General features: G+C 65.2%; 12 protein-coding genes. 5 read left to right on the forward strand and 7 right to left on the reverse strand.

The genetic code is table 11. The features are described 5' to 3' along the window. Positions 1 to 69 precede the first annotated feature (69 nt). The 4 genes from MXAZACID_RS01130 to MXAZACID_RS01145 all read right to left on the reverse strand — a co-directional run bounded on the left by MXAZACID_RS01130 (position 70) and on the right by MXAZACID_RS01145 (position 5,293). Positions 70 to 2,022, reverse strand: coding sequence for a bifunctional diguanylate cyclase/phosphodiesterase (locus MXAZACID_RS01130; RefSeq protein WP_008492165.1), 1,953 nt, complete (start codon positions 2,020 to 2,022; stop codon positions 70 to 72). Positions 2,023 to 2,245: 223 nt separating this feature from the next. Further along, positions 2,246 to 4,081 (reverse strand): translational GTPase TypA, encoded by a 1,836-nt coding sequence (gene typA, locus MXAZACID_RS01135; RefSeq protein WP_008492166.1) that lies wholly within the window; start codon positions 4,079 to 4,081, stop codon positions 2,246 to 2,248. A gap of 122 nt (positions 4,082 to 4,203) precedes the next feature. Next, complete coding sequence (locus MXAZACID_RS19625) at positions 4,204 to 4,386, reverse strand: hypothetical protein (protein WP_039884645.1); 183 nt, start codon at positions 4,384 to 4,386, stop codon at positions 4,204 to 4,206. A gap of 37 nt (positions 4,387 to 4,423) precedes the next feature. Next, positions 4,424 to 5,293 carry a hypothetical protein gene (locus tag MXAZACID_RS01145; RefSeq protein WP_144052604.1) on the reverse strand — a complete coding sequence of 290 codons (870 nt, stop codon included), beginning with the start codon at positions 5,291 to 5,293 and terminating at the stop codon, positions 4,424 to 4,426. A 190-nt stretch (positions 5,294 to 5,483) separates the two neighbouring features. Between MXAZACID_RS01145 and MXAZACID_RS01150 the strand changes: the two genes are divergently transcribed. From MXAZACID_RS01150 to MXAZACID_RS19060, 3 genes are read left to right on the forward strand one after another with little or no spacing between them, the layout of a single operon-like run. Next, positions 5,484 to 6,182 carry a soluble lytic murein transglycosylase gene (locus MXAZACID_RS01150; RefSeq protein WP_008492168.1) on the forward strand — a complete coding sequence of 233 codons (699 nt, stop codon included), beginning with the start codon at positions 5,484 to 5,486 and terminating at the stop codon, positions 6,180 to 6,182. 59 nt (positions 6,183 to 6,241) lie between these two features. After that, positions 6,242 to 7,828, forward strand: a complete 1,587-nt coding sequence (locus MXAZACID_RS01155) for a lysine--tRNA ligase (RefSeq protein WP_008492169.1) — start codon at positions 6,242 to 6,244, stop codon at positions 7,826 to 7,828. Between the two features lie 4 nt (positions 7,829 to 7,832). Further along, positions 7,833 to 8,795, forward strand: a complete 963-nt coding sequence (locus MXAZACID_RS19060) for a UPF0104 family protein (protein ID WP_008492170.1) — start codon at positions 7,833 to 7,835, stop codon at positions 8,793 to 8,795. 59 nt (positions 8,796 to 8,854) lie between these two features. Here MXAZACID_RS19060 and MXAZACID_RS01165 read toward each other — a convergent pair whose 3' ends face one another. From MXAZACID_RS01165 to truB, 3 genes are all read right to left on the reverse strand, one after another. After that, positions 8,855 to 9,433, reverse strand: coding sequence for a cation transporter (locus tag MXAZACID_RS01165; protein ID WP_008492172.1), 579 nt, complete (start codon positions 9,431 to 9,433; stop codon positions 8,855 to 8,857). A gap of 63 nt (positions 9,434 to 9,496) precedes the next feature. Then, the gene (rpsO, locus tag MXAZACID_RS01170; protein WP_008492173.1) at positions 9,497 to 9,766 is read right to left on the reverse strand and encodes a 30S ribosomal protein S15; all 270 of its coding nucleotides are present in this window, start codon (positions 9,764 to 9,766) and stop codon (positions 9,497 to 9,499) included. Positions 9,767 to 9,789: 23 nt separating this feature from the next. After that, positions 9,790 to 10,713, reverse strand: a complete 924-nt coding sequence (gene truB / locus MXAZACID_RS01175) for a tRNA pseudouridine(55) synthase TruB (RefSeq protein ID WP_008492174.1) — start codon at positions 10,711 to 10,713, stop codon at positions 9,790 to 9,792. A 174-nt stretch (positions 10,714 to 10,887) separates the two neighbouring features. Between truB and MXAZACID_RS01180 the strand changes: the two genes are divergently transcribed. Together MXAZACID_RS01180 and gyrB are read left to right on the forward strand one after the other, a co-directional pair. Continuing rightward, positions 10,888 to 12,144, forward strand: coding sequence for a cellulose synthase operon protein YhjQ/BcsQ (locus tag MXAZACID_RS01180; RefSeq protein WP_008492175.1), 1,257 nt, complete (start codon positions 10,888 to 10,890; stop codon positions 12,142 to 12,144). A 108-nt stretch (positions 12,145 to 12,252) separates the two neighbouring features. Continuing rightward, the gene (gene gyrB, locus MXAZACID_RS01185; protein ID WP_008492176.1) at positions 12,253 to 14,688 is read left to right on the forward strand and encodes a DNA topoisomerase (ATP-hydrolyzing) subunit B; all 2,436 of its coding nucleotides are present in this window, start codon (positions 12,253 to 12,255) and stop codon (positions 14,686 to 14,688) included. Positions 14,689 to 14,745 lie beyond the last annotated feature (57 nt).

Raw genomic sequence — 14,745 nt, forward strand, 5'->3', positions numbered from 1 at the left:
TCTGCCCTCTGTCTGCGGCATATCATGCCCGGGGGGCAAAATCCTGTCGATGCCCGGGCCGGCCAGGGGTCAGCTATTCTCCCCGGCCAGCCAGCGCAACACCTCTGCTGGTGGGGCGGGGGTGCGGAAGAGATAGCCCTGCACCAGATCGCAGCCGATCTGCTTGAGCAGCGCATGGTCCTGCGGCGTTTCCACCCCTTCCGCCACCACCCGCAGCCCCAGCGTGCGGCCAAGCTGCAGGATGGAGGTGACCAGCACCTGGTTGTCGCGCGAGCTGGCGATATCCTTCACGAAGGAGCGGTCGATCTTGATCTTGTTCACATAAGGCTGGCGCAGCGTTGCCAGGGTGGAATAGCCGACACCGAAATCATCGATGCTGATCTGCACCCCCGCCTCCGCCAGACGCAGCAGCTTGGTCTGCACCGAAGCGAGGTCCAGCAGGGATTCCTCGGTGATCTCGACCTCCAGCATGGCGGCCGGGCAGGTCATCCGGGCCAGTTCCGCCAGCAGGATCTCGTCCACCGGCAGCCGGGCGATCTCGCGCGGGGAAATATTCATCGCCACCCGCACATGGGCGAGGCCACGCGCGCGCAGCGCCGCGATCATCTGGCAGACATCATCGAGCACGAAGCGCAGCAACTGCTCGGCCAGCCCGGTCTTGGCGGCGACGGCGATCAGCTCGTCCGGCGCGATGAAGCCGTGCTGGGGATGCTGCCAGCGCAGCAGCCCCTCGAAGCCGACCAGCGTGTAGCCATCCGCCCGGAATACCGGCTGATACCAGACCTCGGCCCATTTCTCGCTCAAGGCCCGGCGCAGATCGCGCTCAATGTCGCGGCGCATCGCCAGGCGTTGGCGCAGCCGCTCATCGAAGGCCTGCAGCTGGTTGCGCCCCTTCGCCTTGGCCGCGCGCAGCGCCTCGTCAGCGCCGGAGAGCAGGGCGGTGACGCTTTCCTCCCGGCCGGCATGGAACCCGACGCAGGCGCCGAGCAGGCCCGCATCGAAGCTGAAAAAGGGCGGCGCCAGCGCCTCGATCAATTCCCGGCCGAGCTGCTCGGGGGGCGGGGTGGTCGAGCAGATGGGGTAGAACAGCGCGAACTCATCGCCACCCATGCGGCCGAGGATGCAATCCGGCCCCAGCGGCAGCGCCAGCCGGCGCGCGGCTTCCACCAGCACCCGGTCGCCGGCATGGTGGCCGAAGGCCTCATTGATCGGCTTGAACCCGTCCAGATCGATGAACATCAGGCAGCACGGGCCGTCAGTCTCGCCCAGCGCGGCCTCGGCCTGGCGCATGAAGCCCGGCCGGTTGAGCAGGCCGGTCAGATCGTCATGGGTGGCGCGGTAGCTCATCTGCTCGGCCACCACCATCGAGGCGCTGTTAGTCTCCTCCATCGAGCTGGCCAGCTGGACCGCCTGGTTTTTCAGGAAGCTGGTCTCCTGAAATTCGGCCTGCGCCCGTTGGGCATGGCGCAGCAGGGTCACCAGATAGAGCAGTACTGTCGCCGCCAGGCAGGCCGAGCCGAAATTATCCAGCAAGATCAGGCAGGCGAAGACCGAGAGCAGCGGCGGCACGACAAAGCAGATCGGCACCCGCGCATAAGGGCCGCCATGGGTGACGGCGCCGGCGGTGGTGCCGCAGGTGACGGTGAGATAAAACACTGTTTGCGGATTGGTGCAGTAATCGCTGAGCACCGGCAGGGTGGCCCAGACCAGGCCAGACAGCAGCGCGGTGAGGCTCAGCCAGCGAAAGCTGTTCTGGCGCACCGGCAGCGGCGGCGCGGTGTCGGGCAACCAGCTCTGCACGAAGCGGATGATGTTGATCGTCATCGCGGCGATGAACCAGATCAGACCAGCGCGGCCATGCGCATAATAGAGCGCCATCAGAAACACGATGGTGGAAATGCCGCTATTGATCGGCAGAATCATCATGATGTTGCGGCGGATGGACACCAGCTGGTCGCGCAAAATCAATTGATCGAGCACCGAATCGTCACCGGTCGCGGGGGTGTTAGGCGATCTATACATCAGCCTGAGTTAAAATCTTTCAGTATAAGCGATTTGAGGATTTTTGTTAGTTAGAATGAAAATGAGCCGGCCTGTCAATGAAGAGCGCTACGCCCTTTAGCGCCTGTCAGGTCGCTGGACTCCGCGTCAGATTTTTTTGGTTCGACACCGAGGATGTCCGTGTCAGCGCTGGCGGGAACGTAAAAAAAGGCGCCCGGAGGCGCCTTTTTTTGCGTTTTGGGTCTTATGCCGCGTCGTCGCTGCGGCGCTCGGCCTTCTTGCGGTCATGCGGGTTGAGGTAGCGCTTGCGGATGCGCACCGCCGACGGCGTCACTTCCACCAGCTCATCGTCCTGGATGTAGGCAATCGCCTGCTCCAGAGACATGCGGCGCGGCGGGGTGAGCAGCAGCGCCTCGTCCTTGCCGGCGGCGCGGATGTTGGTGAGCTTCTTTTCCTTGATCGGGTTCACGTCCAGATCATTCTCGCGCGAATGCTCGCCGAGGATCATGCCGACATAAACCTTGTCGCCCGGGTTCACGAACAGCACGCCGCGATCCTGCAAGGAGAACAGCGAGTACTGCACGGCCTCGCCATCCTCGGAGGAGATCAGCGCGCCATTGCGGCGGCCTTCGATCTTGCCTTTCCAGGGGCCGTAGCCGGCGAACAGGCGGTTCATCACGCCGGTGCCGCGCGTGTCGGTCAGGAACTCGCCGTGATAGCCGATCAGGCCGCGCGACGGGATCTTGAAGGTCAAACGCTGCTTGTCGCCACCGGAGGGGCGCAGGTCGGTCATCTCACCCTTGCGGCGGGACATCTTCTCGACAACCGCGCCGGAATAGGGCTCATCGACGTCGATCAGCACTTCCTCATACGGCTCCTCGCGCTCGCCGGTCTCCTCGTTGATGCGGGTCAGCACGCGCGGGCGGCCGATGGTCAGCTCGAAGCCTTCGCGGCGCATGGTCTCGATCAGCACGCCGAGCTGAAGCTCGCCACGGCCGGAAACCTCGAACGCGTCGGTCTCGGTGGAGATGGCGACCTGAATGGCGACATTGCCTTCGGTCTCGGCCATCAACCGGTCACGGATCTGGCGGGAGGTGACCTTCTTGCCCTCGCGGCCACCCAGCGGGCCGTCATTGATGCGGAAGGTCATGGAGAGGGTCGGCGGGTCGATCGGGGTGGCGGGCAGCGGGGCCGAAACCTCAGGCGCGCAGATCGTGTACGGGATGGTGGTGTCGGAGAGACCCGCAACGGCGACGATGTCACCGGCGCCGACCTCATCCACCGGCACGCGCTCCAGCCCACGGAAGGAGAGCAGCTTGGTCAGACGGCCGGTCTCGACCACCTTGCCGTCCAGATCCAGCACCTTCACCGGCATGTTGATGGAGGCCTTGCCCTGCTCGACGCGCCCGGTCAGCACGCGGCCGAGGAAGGTGTCGGACTCCAGAATGGTGGCGACCATCGCGAACGGCGCCTCGGTGTCCAGCGCCGGGGCGGGGACGTGGCTCAGGATCAGGTCGAACAGCGGGGTCAGGCTCTCGCGCGGATCGTTCAGATCCTTCACCGCCCAGCCCTGACGGCCGGAGGCGAACAGCATCGGGAAGTCCAGCTGCTCCTCATTCGCGTCCAAAGAGGCGAACAGGTCGAACATCTCGTTATGCACATCGTCCGGGCGGGCATCGCCACGGTCGATCTTGTTGACGACGACGATCGGCTTCAGGCCGCGCTTGAGCGCCTTGCCGAGCACGAACTTGGTCTGCGGCAGCACGCCTTCGGCGGCGTCCACCAGGATCACGGCGCCATCCACCATGGACAGGATGCGCTCCACCTCGCCGCCGAAATCGGCGTGGCCAGGGGTGTCGACGATGTTGATGCGCACATCGTTCCAGACCACGGAGGCAACCTTGGCCAGAATCGTGATGCCGCGCTCTTTTTCGAGGTCGTTGCGGTCGAGCGCGCGCTCGGCCACGGCCTGGTGGGCGGCGAAGGCGCCGGACTGCTTCAGCAGCTGGTCGGTGAGAGTCGTCTTGCCATGGTCAACGTGAGCGATGATGGCAATATTGCGAATTTTCGGCGCGGACATCGAGACTACCTTCGAAATGAGCAAACCGGCCGGGCCGGGGCGCGTGATGTCGCCTCGGTCTGGCCGGGATGCTCGGACTGATTTGTGCCCCGCATAGCGATATTGCGCCGCAAAAGCGAGGGCTAAAACGTCCCGTCTGCAACATGGGGGCCTTGCGGCAGGCCGGAGGCCCGGAAAAAGGAGCAAAAGTTTTTGAGGGTTTGGGAACTTTTTTCCAAAAAGTTCCCAAGAACGCTCGGGGTGGTGGCAACGTCGCTGCCACCACCCCCAAGGTTTTCGCCGCCTTTTTTGAAAAAAAGCAGCATCCAAAAAACTTTATAAGTTTTTCAGAGCCTTGTCCTTTTAGTTGGTCACCATCGGCTTCTGGTTCGGCGCGGTGGGGGCCATCTGCGGGTTGGCCGTGGTCGGCGCGGTCACCGCGTTCTGCGGCGCCTGGCCGTTGATCAGCTGATGCGACGCGCCATCGGTCTGCGGCACGGAGGGCGCGTTGGCGTCGCTCGGCTGCGAGCTGGTCGGGGTCTGTACCGCATGCTGCGCGCCCTGATTATAATTGAAATTCTGGCTTTCATCGCGGTTGGGCACCAGCGTGTTGCTGGAGGCCCCGCCCGCCGCCATCCCGCCCTGCGGGCTCATCTGGCCGTGATGCTTATGGGCCGCGTGCATGGCGGCATCCGTGGCGCTCATCGCACCCTGCGTGTCATGCGCGCGCAGCGCCTTGCGGGCCTGTTCGATGGAATGCACCGCCGGGGACTGATCCGGCGACATGCCGCTTCCCTGATCGACCGAGCGGGTCAGCAGCAGCGTCTCGGCATGGGACAGATCGGACTGCGCGCGGGCATAATCGTGATGTTCCATGGCCATCTTGGCGGATTTCAGCGAGGCCTCGGGGCCACCATGAGGCGGCTTCATCTTGCCGTCTTCATCGTGTTTCCAGTGATGCTTCATCTTGTGCTGCTTCATGGGCGCCGAGGCGGTCTTGCCCGGGGCGGCGCCGGGTGGGGTTTCCATCGGCGCGTTGATGGCGCCTTGCGGGGCCGGGGCGGCGTTGCCCGGCGCCATGGTGGTGGTGCCAGAATTCGGCGCCGTCTTGCCGGCCGCGGCGCCATCCGGCACCTCGTTCGGGGCGTTGGTCGCGCCCTGCGGCGTGGTCTGGGCGCAGGCGATGCCGGCGGTCATCAACAAAGCGGCGGATGCCATCCAAAGGGAACGCATATGGCTCTCTCCTCACGTTGGGAAAATGGGTTTGACCCTTTCGGGCCGTCCTTAAACAAGCTGGGGCCATGGCCGCGGATACCAAGCCGAAAGGGCTGGAGGTGTTATTAAAGCCTCGTCATAAGCCGTTGTTTCGGCTAGAGACGGCAAAGGGGCGATGCCACCGCGACCCGTTGGCCAAGGACGAGATGTGACACGCTGGCTGCTGATATCTGCCGCCTTCCTGGCCGCTGCGCCCGCCTTCGCGGAGGTGCCGGATGGCGCTTCCTGCGCAGCCGCCGGGCGGGCGGTGGAGCTGGCGGATACGCTGCCGACCAATCTGCTGCTCTCCATCGGTCTGGTGGAAAGCGGACGGTCCGACCCGTTGAGCGGCCGTTCCGCGCCCTGGCCCTGGACGGTGAATGCCGACGGCACCGGGCGTTACTTTGCCAATAAGCAGGATGCCGAGGCCTTCGTGCGCCTGGCCCAGGCCTCGGGCGCGCGGGATATCGATGTCGGCTGCTTCCAGGTCAGCCTGACCTACCACCCCACCGCCTTCGCTTCGTTGGACGATGCCTTCGACCCTGCGAAAAACGCCGCCTATGCCGGGCTCTACCTCACCCAGCTGAAGGCGCGCACCGGCTCCTGGAACGCCGCCATCGCGGATTATCACTCGGCTTTGCCGGATCTCGGGCTGCCTTATCAGCGCCTGGTGCTGGCGGCCTGGAAGCGTGTGGGGGATCTGCCGCCGGATCTGGGTGCGGCTATAAATGCCGCCGCGATCGACGCGCCGGACCCTGTCGCGATCATCCAGACCGCGGCGGCCAAACGCATCCATGTCTATTCGATGAACAGCCCGGATAACGCCACCTGGCGCCCCGGCCTGCCGCGGGTGATCGACGATCCGTAACGTTTGCGCGGCGCTGGTGATTGAAAATGCGCCGCTGCGGTTCTAGAGCAGGCGGTACCATGAACGATACTCCCACCTCTCCCCAGCCGAGCTGGCCCTTCCGTGAAGCCGAACGCATCGCCGAGCGGCTGAAACAGAAAGGCAAGAGCGAGGCGCTGTTCGAGACCGGCTACGGCCCGTCCGGCCTGCCGCATATCGGCACGTTCGGCGAGGTGGCGCGCACCAGCTGGGTGCGCAAGGCGTTTACCGACCTCACAGGTCTGCCCTCGCGCCTGCTCGCCTTCTCGGACGATATGGATGGCTTGCGCAAGGTGCCGGAGAATGTGCCGAACAAGGAGATGCTGCGCGCGCATCTCGGCAAGCCGCTGACCCGCATCCCCGACCCGTTCGGCAAGTTCGACAGTTTCGGCGCCCATAACAACAACATGCTGCAGGACTTCCTGCGCGCTTTCGGGTTTGAATTCGAGTTCGCCTCCGCCTCCGATTATTACGCCTCCGGCCGCTTCGACGACGCGCTGCTGCATGTGCTGCGCCATCATCAGCAGATCGTCGACATCATCCTGCCCACGTTGGGCAAGGAGCGTCAGGCCACCTATTCGCCGATTTTGCCGATCCATCCGCGTACCGGCGTGGTGATGCAGGTGCCCATCGACCAGGTGGACGCCGCGCACGGCACCGTGTTCTGGACCGACCCGGAGAGCAGCATCAAATTCGAGACCTCCGTGCTTGGCGGCAACGCCAAGCTGCAATGGAAGGCCGACTGGGCGATGCGCTGGTACGCGCTGGACGTGGATTACGAGATGTCCGGCAAGGATCTGATTGACAGCGTCAAGCTCTCCTCCGCCATCTGCCGGGCTTTGGGCAAGGAGCCGCCGCTGAACCTGACCTATGAGCTGTTCCTGGACGAGAAGGGGCAGAAAATCTCGAAATCCAAGGGCAATGGCCTCTCCATCGAGCAATGGCTGACCTACGCACCCAAGGAGAGCCTGGCGCAGTTCATGTATCACGCCCCGCAGCGCGCCAAGAAGCTGTTCTTCGACGTGATCCCGCGCTCGACCGATGATTACATCGCCGCCGTGCAGGCGCTGCCGGAGTCGCAGGACAAGCATAACAACCCGGCCTGGCATATCCATGGCGGGGTGCTGCCCAACCATGCCGGGGCGCCGTTCAGCTTCACCATGCTGCTCAACCTCGCCTCGGTGAGCAATGCCGACAGTGCCGAGATGCTCTGGGGCTTCATCCGCGCCTACATGCCGGAGGTGAATGCCGAGAGCTATCCGTTCCTGGCCGAGCTGGTGCATTACGCCATCGCCTATAACCGCGATTTCGTCGCCCCGCAGCGCCGTTACCGGGCGCCCAGCGAAGCCGAGCGCGCGGCGCTGGAGGATCTGAAAACCCGCCTGACCGCGGGCCGGCAGGCCGAATATCCCGGCGAGAGCGAGGCGGAGCGGCTGCAGAACCTGGTCTATGCCGTCGGCAAGGAGCAGGAATTCAAGCCGCTGAAGGCCTGGTTTGACTGCCTGTATCAGGTGCTGCTCGGCACCCAGGACGGGCCGCGCTTTGGCGGGTTCATCGCGCTTTACAGCGTCGAGCGGACCATCCGGCTGATCGAAACAGCACTCGCCCGCGAGGCGGAAGCGGCCTGAGCCCTTGCGCCGGCTGCTGAGATGTCTGCCGCCGGTTCTAGGGCTCGTCCTGCTCGGCGCCATCGGCTTCGGGCTGCATGGCGTGCTGCGCAAGGTGGGGGTGGGGGCGGTGTTGGCCGCCTTTGCCGCCACGCCCTGGCCGGATATCGCCCGGGCGCTGGGGCTGCTTGGCGTCTCGTTCTGCATCATGGCCGCCTATGACCTGCCCGGCGTGGCTTTCGCCCGCCGTGCCGGGGCGTGCGGGAGGCTGGCGCTGCGCCATGTCGGGCTGGCCTCCTTCTGCGCCTATGCGCTGAGCCATATGCTGGGCGCCACCGCGCTCACCGCCGCCGCCATCCGTCTGCGCTTTTATGCCCATTGGGAGATGCCGCCGGCGGCGCTGGCGCGCATCGTCGCGGTGTCGGCCAGCAATTTCTCGCTGGGTGTGCTCAGCCTGCTGGGCGGGCTGCTGCTCTGGGACCCGCATGCCGTGCCGCTGCCGGGGCATCTGGCCGGGCTGCTGGCGCGCCTGCTCGGGCTGGCCTTGCTGGCGCTGCCGGTGGCCTATGTGGTTGGTTCACGCGGGCGCGAGGCGGTGACGATTTTCGGCAAGCGCATCGCGCTGCCGGGCGGGCGCATCGCGCTGGCGCAGATCATCCTCTCTTGTGTCGATATCGCCTGCGCCTGCGCCATACTGGACATGGTGCTGCCGGCCGCCCCTGGCCTATCCTACGCGCGCGTGCTCAGCCTTTATGTCGGCGCCTTCGTGGCCGGCTCGGCCTCGGGCCTGCCGGGCGGGGTGGGGGTGTTCGATTCGGTGCTGCTGCTGGGGTTCTCGGCCTTTCTGCCGGCGGCGGATGCGCTCGGCGCCATCCTGCTGTTCCGGGTGCTGTATTTCCTGGCCCCCGCCAGCCTCGCCGGGCTGTGCTATGCCCTGCATGAGCTATGGGTTTATGTCGCGGGGCGGCGGGCGAAACATCGCTCCTAGAGCAATATGTGTTTAGCGCCTCAAGCTAAGAGCTTGAGGCGCTAAGAGCCGGGTGCCGGTCAGCCGGTCCGCTCCGCGCGGGCCGCCGCCCAGACCTCACCGGCCGCATCCAGATTCATCGCCCCGATCGCGATCCCCGCGATCAGATCCGGCCAGAGACTATGCCAGAGATAGGCGCTGACCGCCCCGGCCAGGATGATCGCGGCATTGGCCAGCACATCATTGCGGGCGGAGAGAAAGGCGGCGCGGGCGATGCTGCCGCCGCTATGGCGGTGCCGGGCCAGAACCAGCGCCGCCGTCGCATTCACCGCCATCGCCGCCAGCCCGGTGAGGGAAAGCCAGGCCGGATTGGGAACGCTGGGATGCCAGAATTTCGCGATGGCCTGCGCCAGCGTGGCGAGGCTGGGCAGCAGGATCAGCCCCGCCATCACCATGCCCGCCCGTGCCCGCGCCGCCATCCCCCAGCGCAACGCCAGCACCAGCAGCAGATTGACCCCGCAATCCTCAAGAAAATCAACGCTGTCGGCAAACAGCGCGACCGAGCCGATCGCCCGGGCCACGCCGAATTCAACAAAGAAGAAGCCGAGATTGAGCAGCAGCGCCACCAGGGCGGCATTGCGCAGGTCGTTTTGCTTCATCATTCCCCCAAACAAAAACGGCGCCCGAAGGCGCCGTGGCTTTGTGACCAGCCGGTCAGGCGATCAGCGGCGCAGATTGAGGCGCGCGATCAGATCCTGGTAGCGCTTGACGTTCTTGCGCTTCAGATAATCCAGCAGCGAGCGGCGCTGGCCGACCAGAACCAGCAGACCGCGGCGGGAATGGTAATCCTTCGCGTGGGTCTTCAGATGCTCGGTCAGGTTGGTGATGCGCTCGGAGAGCAGGGCCACCTGCACTTCCGGGGAGCCGGTGTCATTGGCGGCGGTGGCGTATTCGGCGATCAGCGCGGTGCGGCGCTCAGGAGAGATCGACATCGTGATATCCTCTTGAAAAGAAGTTAGAACAAGCGCTCCGGCTGCAGCCACCCGTCACCGAGTCGGGCCATCGCCTTCACGCGTCCCGCCGCCGTCACCCGCACCAGCCCGTTATCGGGATTGGCGGCCTCCGGAATGCGCCCCATCAGGTCCACCAGGCTGATCGCCTGGCCCTGGGAGAGGGCGAAAAACTCTGCTTGGTTCAGGGCCAGGGCCGGGATGTCGTCCAGCGCGGTCTCGAGCGGCAGCAAAGTTTCAGCAAGAGTGGCGGGGTTCTGCGCCGGATCGAGGAAAAAGTCCAGAGGAACCGCCATGCGCTCCAGGAACGGCCCCACGCGCAGCCGGCGCAGCACCGCGATATGGCCCACCGAGCCGCAGGCCCGCGCCAGATCCCGCGCCAATGAGCGCATATAGACGCCCTTGCCGGACTGCACCTCGAACTGCGCATGGTCGGCATCCGGCCGGCCGATCAGCTCGAAACGGTCCACCTGCGCCGGGCGGGGCGGCAGCTCCGGCGGCCGGCCGTCGCGGGAGAGGTCATAAGCGCGCTCGCCCTCCACCTTGATCGCGGAGAAGATCGGCGGCACCTGCATGATGTTGCCGATGAATGCGGGCAGGGCGGCGCGGATCTCGTCATCGCTCGGGCGATGGGCGGAGGTCTCGATCACCTGGCCCTCGGCATCGTCAGTATCCCGCGCCTCGCCGAATTTCAGCGTGAAGTGATAAATTTTGGTACTATCCATCACATAAGGGACAGTCTTGGTCGCGGCCCCGAAGGCCAGCGGCAGGATGCCGGTGGCCAGCGGGTCCAGCGTGCCGCCATGCCCGGCTTTCTGCGCGTCCATCGCCCGCTTCACCTTGTTCAGCGCCTGGGTGCTGGTGATGCCTTGCGGTTTGTCGAGAATGATCCAGCCGTCGAGTTTCCGGCCTTTTTTCTGGCGCGCCATCGTGTCCTGTGAAAATCCAAAATGAAGCGGCGCTGATAGAGCGCCGCGCGACTCACCGCAACCGCATGGCTGGGCTGCGGGGCGGGAAAATGAATCCGCCGTAACCCATTCCCGATATTAATCTCCCGGCAACGAAGTCCTGCAAAAAACTTCTGAGTCTTGAGGAGATGTGCCATGCAGGATGTTTCGCCCGCCCGTGTGAAGTTGCCGGCCTTTTTGGAAAGCCAGTCCGGGCTTTACAGCAACAGCCTGATCCCGGCGCCCCCGCGGCGGACGGTGAAGCGCGAGGCCTTCATCGGCTTTGTGCGGGACGAGCCGAGCGCCGCCTTGCTGCACACCGCCCTGGCCGGGCATATCCCCAACAGCAATCAGGTGCATCTGGCGGATTTTAACCAGGCCCTCACCATCCTCGCCGGCATTGTCACGCCCGAGATCGTGCTGGTCGATCTCTCCGGCGAGGACCAGCCGATGAACGCCTTGATGAATCTCGCGGATGTGGTCGATCCCGGCACCATCGTGCTGGCGGTGGGCGAGGTGCAGAATGTGAATTTCTACCGCACCGTCGTGCGCACGATGGGGGTGAGCGAATATCTCGCCAAGCCGCTGAACGAGGAGGTGGTGACGCGCTATTTCCTGCCGCTGATCGATAAGCGCAACGGCGCGGTGAGCCAGCCGCGCGGCGGCGAGATGATCGCGCTGTGCGCGGCCCGCGGCGGGGTGGGGTGCAGCACGGTGGCGGCCAATCTCGGCTGGTACATGTCCGAGATCCTGCGCCGGCACACGGTGCTGATGGATGGCGATGTCAATTGCGGCACGCTGGCATTGAATTTGGATATCCCGGCCAGTCGCGGCCTGGCGGCGGTGCTGGAAGCGCCGGAACGGTTGGACCAGCTGCTGATCGAACGCTGCGTGTTCCGCGCCGGGGACCGGCTGGACGTGATCGCCGGCCAGGAAGCCCTGGATTGGGCGGCGCCGGCCACGCCGGAGGCGGTGGCGCAGCTGCTGGAGGCGATTCGCCCGCGCTATAACTATATGGTAGCGGATATCGGTGCCCGGCTCTCGCCCTTGTCGCGGGCCTTGCTGTTCAATGCCCAGCGCCGCGTCATCGTGCTCGACCCGACGGAGATTTCGCTGCGCCACGCCCAGGCCTGGATGAGTCTGCCCGGCGGCTCCGCGCAGGCCCCCCGCCCGCTGCTGCTGCTCAACAAGGCCGGCATGCCAGGCGGGTTGCCGGTGGCATATATCGAGGACCGGCTGGGTCAGAACCTGGCCGTGCTGATCCCGGATATGCCGCGCGAGGTGGGGGGCAGGACCACCGCCGGCACGCTGGCGGCGCGGCCGCGCGGGCCGTATCGCGCCGGCATCGCGGCGCTGGCGAAGGCGCTGGAGATCGCTCTGCCCTCCACCCTCGCTCCGGCACAGGCGGCCTGAGAGCGCTTGCCGCCGGGCGGGCTGAAAGGCGCCGGCGGCATTAGGCTTTCGTGGCGAAATCCTGTATAAAACTGGCTCCCATCCCGAGTCCGGAGCCTGACCCAGATTATGTCCGATACGCCGCAGCCGACCCCGCAAGACGATGCCTATGACGCCGCGTCGATCAGTGTTCTGAAGGGGCTGGATGCCGTCCGCAAGCGGCCGGGCATGTATATCGGCGACACGGATGATGGCTCGGGCCTGCACCATATGGGCTTCGAGATCATCGATAACGCGGTGGACGAGGCCCAGGCCGGCTTCGCCAGCCGGGTCGAGGCGGTGCTCAACGGCGATGGCTCGATGACCATTCGCGACGATGGCCGTGGCATCCCCACCGATATCCACCACGAAGAAGGCGTCTCCGCCGCCGAAGTGGTGCTGACCAAGCTGCATGCCGGCGGCAAGTTCAACCAGAACAGCTACAAGGTCTCCGGCGGCCTGCACGGCGTCGGCGCGGCGGTGGTCAACGCGCTGTCGGACTGGATGGAGGTGCGGATCTGGCGCAACGGCCAGGAGCATTTCATCCGCTTCGAGAACGGCAACACGGTGCAGCCTTTGAAAGTGGTTGGGCCATCCGACCATCCCAACGGCACCGAGGTCAGCTTCAAGCCCTCCGCCGCCACCTTCACCCATACCGAGTTCGATTACGCGATTTTCGAGCGCCGGCTGCGCGAGCTGGCCTTCCTGAATTCCGGACTGGCCATCGTGCTGCGCGATGAGCGCCACCAGCCCTTCCAGGAAAACCAGTTCCATTATGAGGGCGGGGTGAAGGAATTCTGCCTCTGGCTGGACCGCGCCAAGACCCCGCTGCTGCCCGCCCCGATCACCGCCGCCAGCGAGGCGAAGGAGAACGGCATCAAGGTGGAATTCGCCTGCATCTGGAACGATTCCTACCACGAGACCACGCTCTGCTTCACCAACAACATTCCGCAGCGCGATGGCGGCACCCATCTCGCCGGCTTCCGTGGCGCGCTCACCCGCGTCGTCAGCAACTATGCCAAGAGCATGGCCGGGAAGAAGGATAATGCCGACATCTCCGGCGAGGATATGCGCGAAGGCCTGACCGCCGTGCTCTCGGTGAAGGTGCCGGACCCGAAATTCTCCTCCCAGACCAAGGACAAGCTGATCTCTTCAGAGGTGCAGCCGGTGGTGCAGGCGGCGGTGGCCGATGCGCTGAGCCATTGGTTCGAGACGCATCCGAAGGAAGCGAAGAACATCGTCCAGAAGGTGATGGACGCCGCCGCCGCCCGCGAGGCCGCGCGCAAGGCCCGCGAGCTGACCCGCCGCAAGGGCGTGCTGGACATCTCCTCGCTGCCCGGCAAGCTGGCCGATTGCCAGGAGCGCGACCCGGCGAAATCCGAGCTGTTCCTGGTCGAGGGTGACAGCGCCGGCGGCTCCGCGAAACAGGGGCGGGACCGGAAATACCAGGCGATTTTGCCGCTGAAGGGCAAGATCCTCAATGTCGAGCGCGCCCGCTTCGACAAGATGCTGAGCAGCGCCGAGGTTGGCACGCTGATCACCGCTTTGGGGGCCGGCATCGGCCGGGGCGAGAGCGACCAGGGCGGGTTCGACGCCGCCAAGCTGCGCTATCACCGCATCGTCATCATGACCGACGCCGACGTGGACGGTTCGCATATCCGCACGCTGCTGCTCACCTTCTTCTACCGGCAGATGCCGCAGCTGATCGAGCAGGGCTATCTCTATATCGCGCAGCCGCCGCTCTATCGGGCCAAGCGCGGCAATGATCAGCGTTATCTGAAGGATGACGCGGCGCTGGAGGCCTTCCTGCTCGAACGCGCTCTGGGCGATTCGGTGCTGCATAGCGGCGGGCGGGATATTTCCGGCGATGAGCTGCGCGAGGCGGCGGTGTGGATCGGCCAGCTCGTGCACCGGCTGCGCGGCATGGAGAACACGCTGCCGCAGACCTATCTGGAGCAGGTCGCGATTTCCGGGCTGATGTCGCTCTCGGCGCTGAACGATGCCGGCAAGGATGCGGCTTTGGCTGCCCGGCTGAACGCGATTTCCCTGCCCAATGAGCGCGGCTGGGTCGCCACCTCGGACGAATATGGGCTGAAGATTGGCCGCACCGTGCGCGGTGTCGCCGAGCATTACACGCTGGATGCGGCGGTGCTGCGCACGGCCGAGGCGCGCTATCTGGCCGAGCGGGCCGAGCGCATGGCGGAATTGTTCAATGTCGACGCCACCCTGTCCATCGATGGCGGCACCGCGAAGCCGGTGTATGGCCCGGCGGCGATGTGGGATTCGCTGCTGGCGCATGGCCGCAAGGGGCTGGTGATCAGCCGCTTCAAAGGCCTGGGCGAGATGAACCCGGAAGAGCTGTGGGCGACCACTTTGGACCCGCAGGCGCGCCGCCTGCTGCAGGTGAAGATTGCGGACGCCGAGGGCACGGACCTGATCTTCTCGACGCTGATGGGCGACGTGGTGGAGCCGCGCCGCGAATTCATCGTCAACAACGCCCTCAAGGTCGCCAATCTCGATACCTGAGTTGTAAAAGTTTTTCGGGGTCTGGGGTGTTTTTTCAAAAACACCCCAGAAACGTTT

The sequence above is a fragment of the Acidocella sp. MX-AZ02 genome, assembly GCF_000306035.1.
GTDB classification, from domain to species: Bacteria; Pseudomonadota; Alphaproteobacteria; order Acetobacterales; family Acetobacteraceae; genus Acidocella; species Acidocella facilis.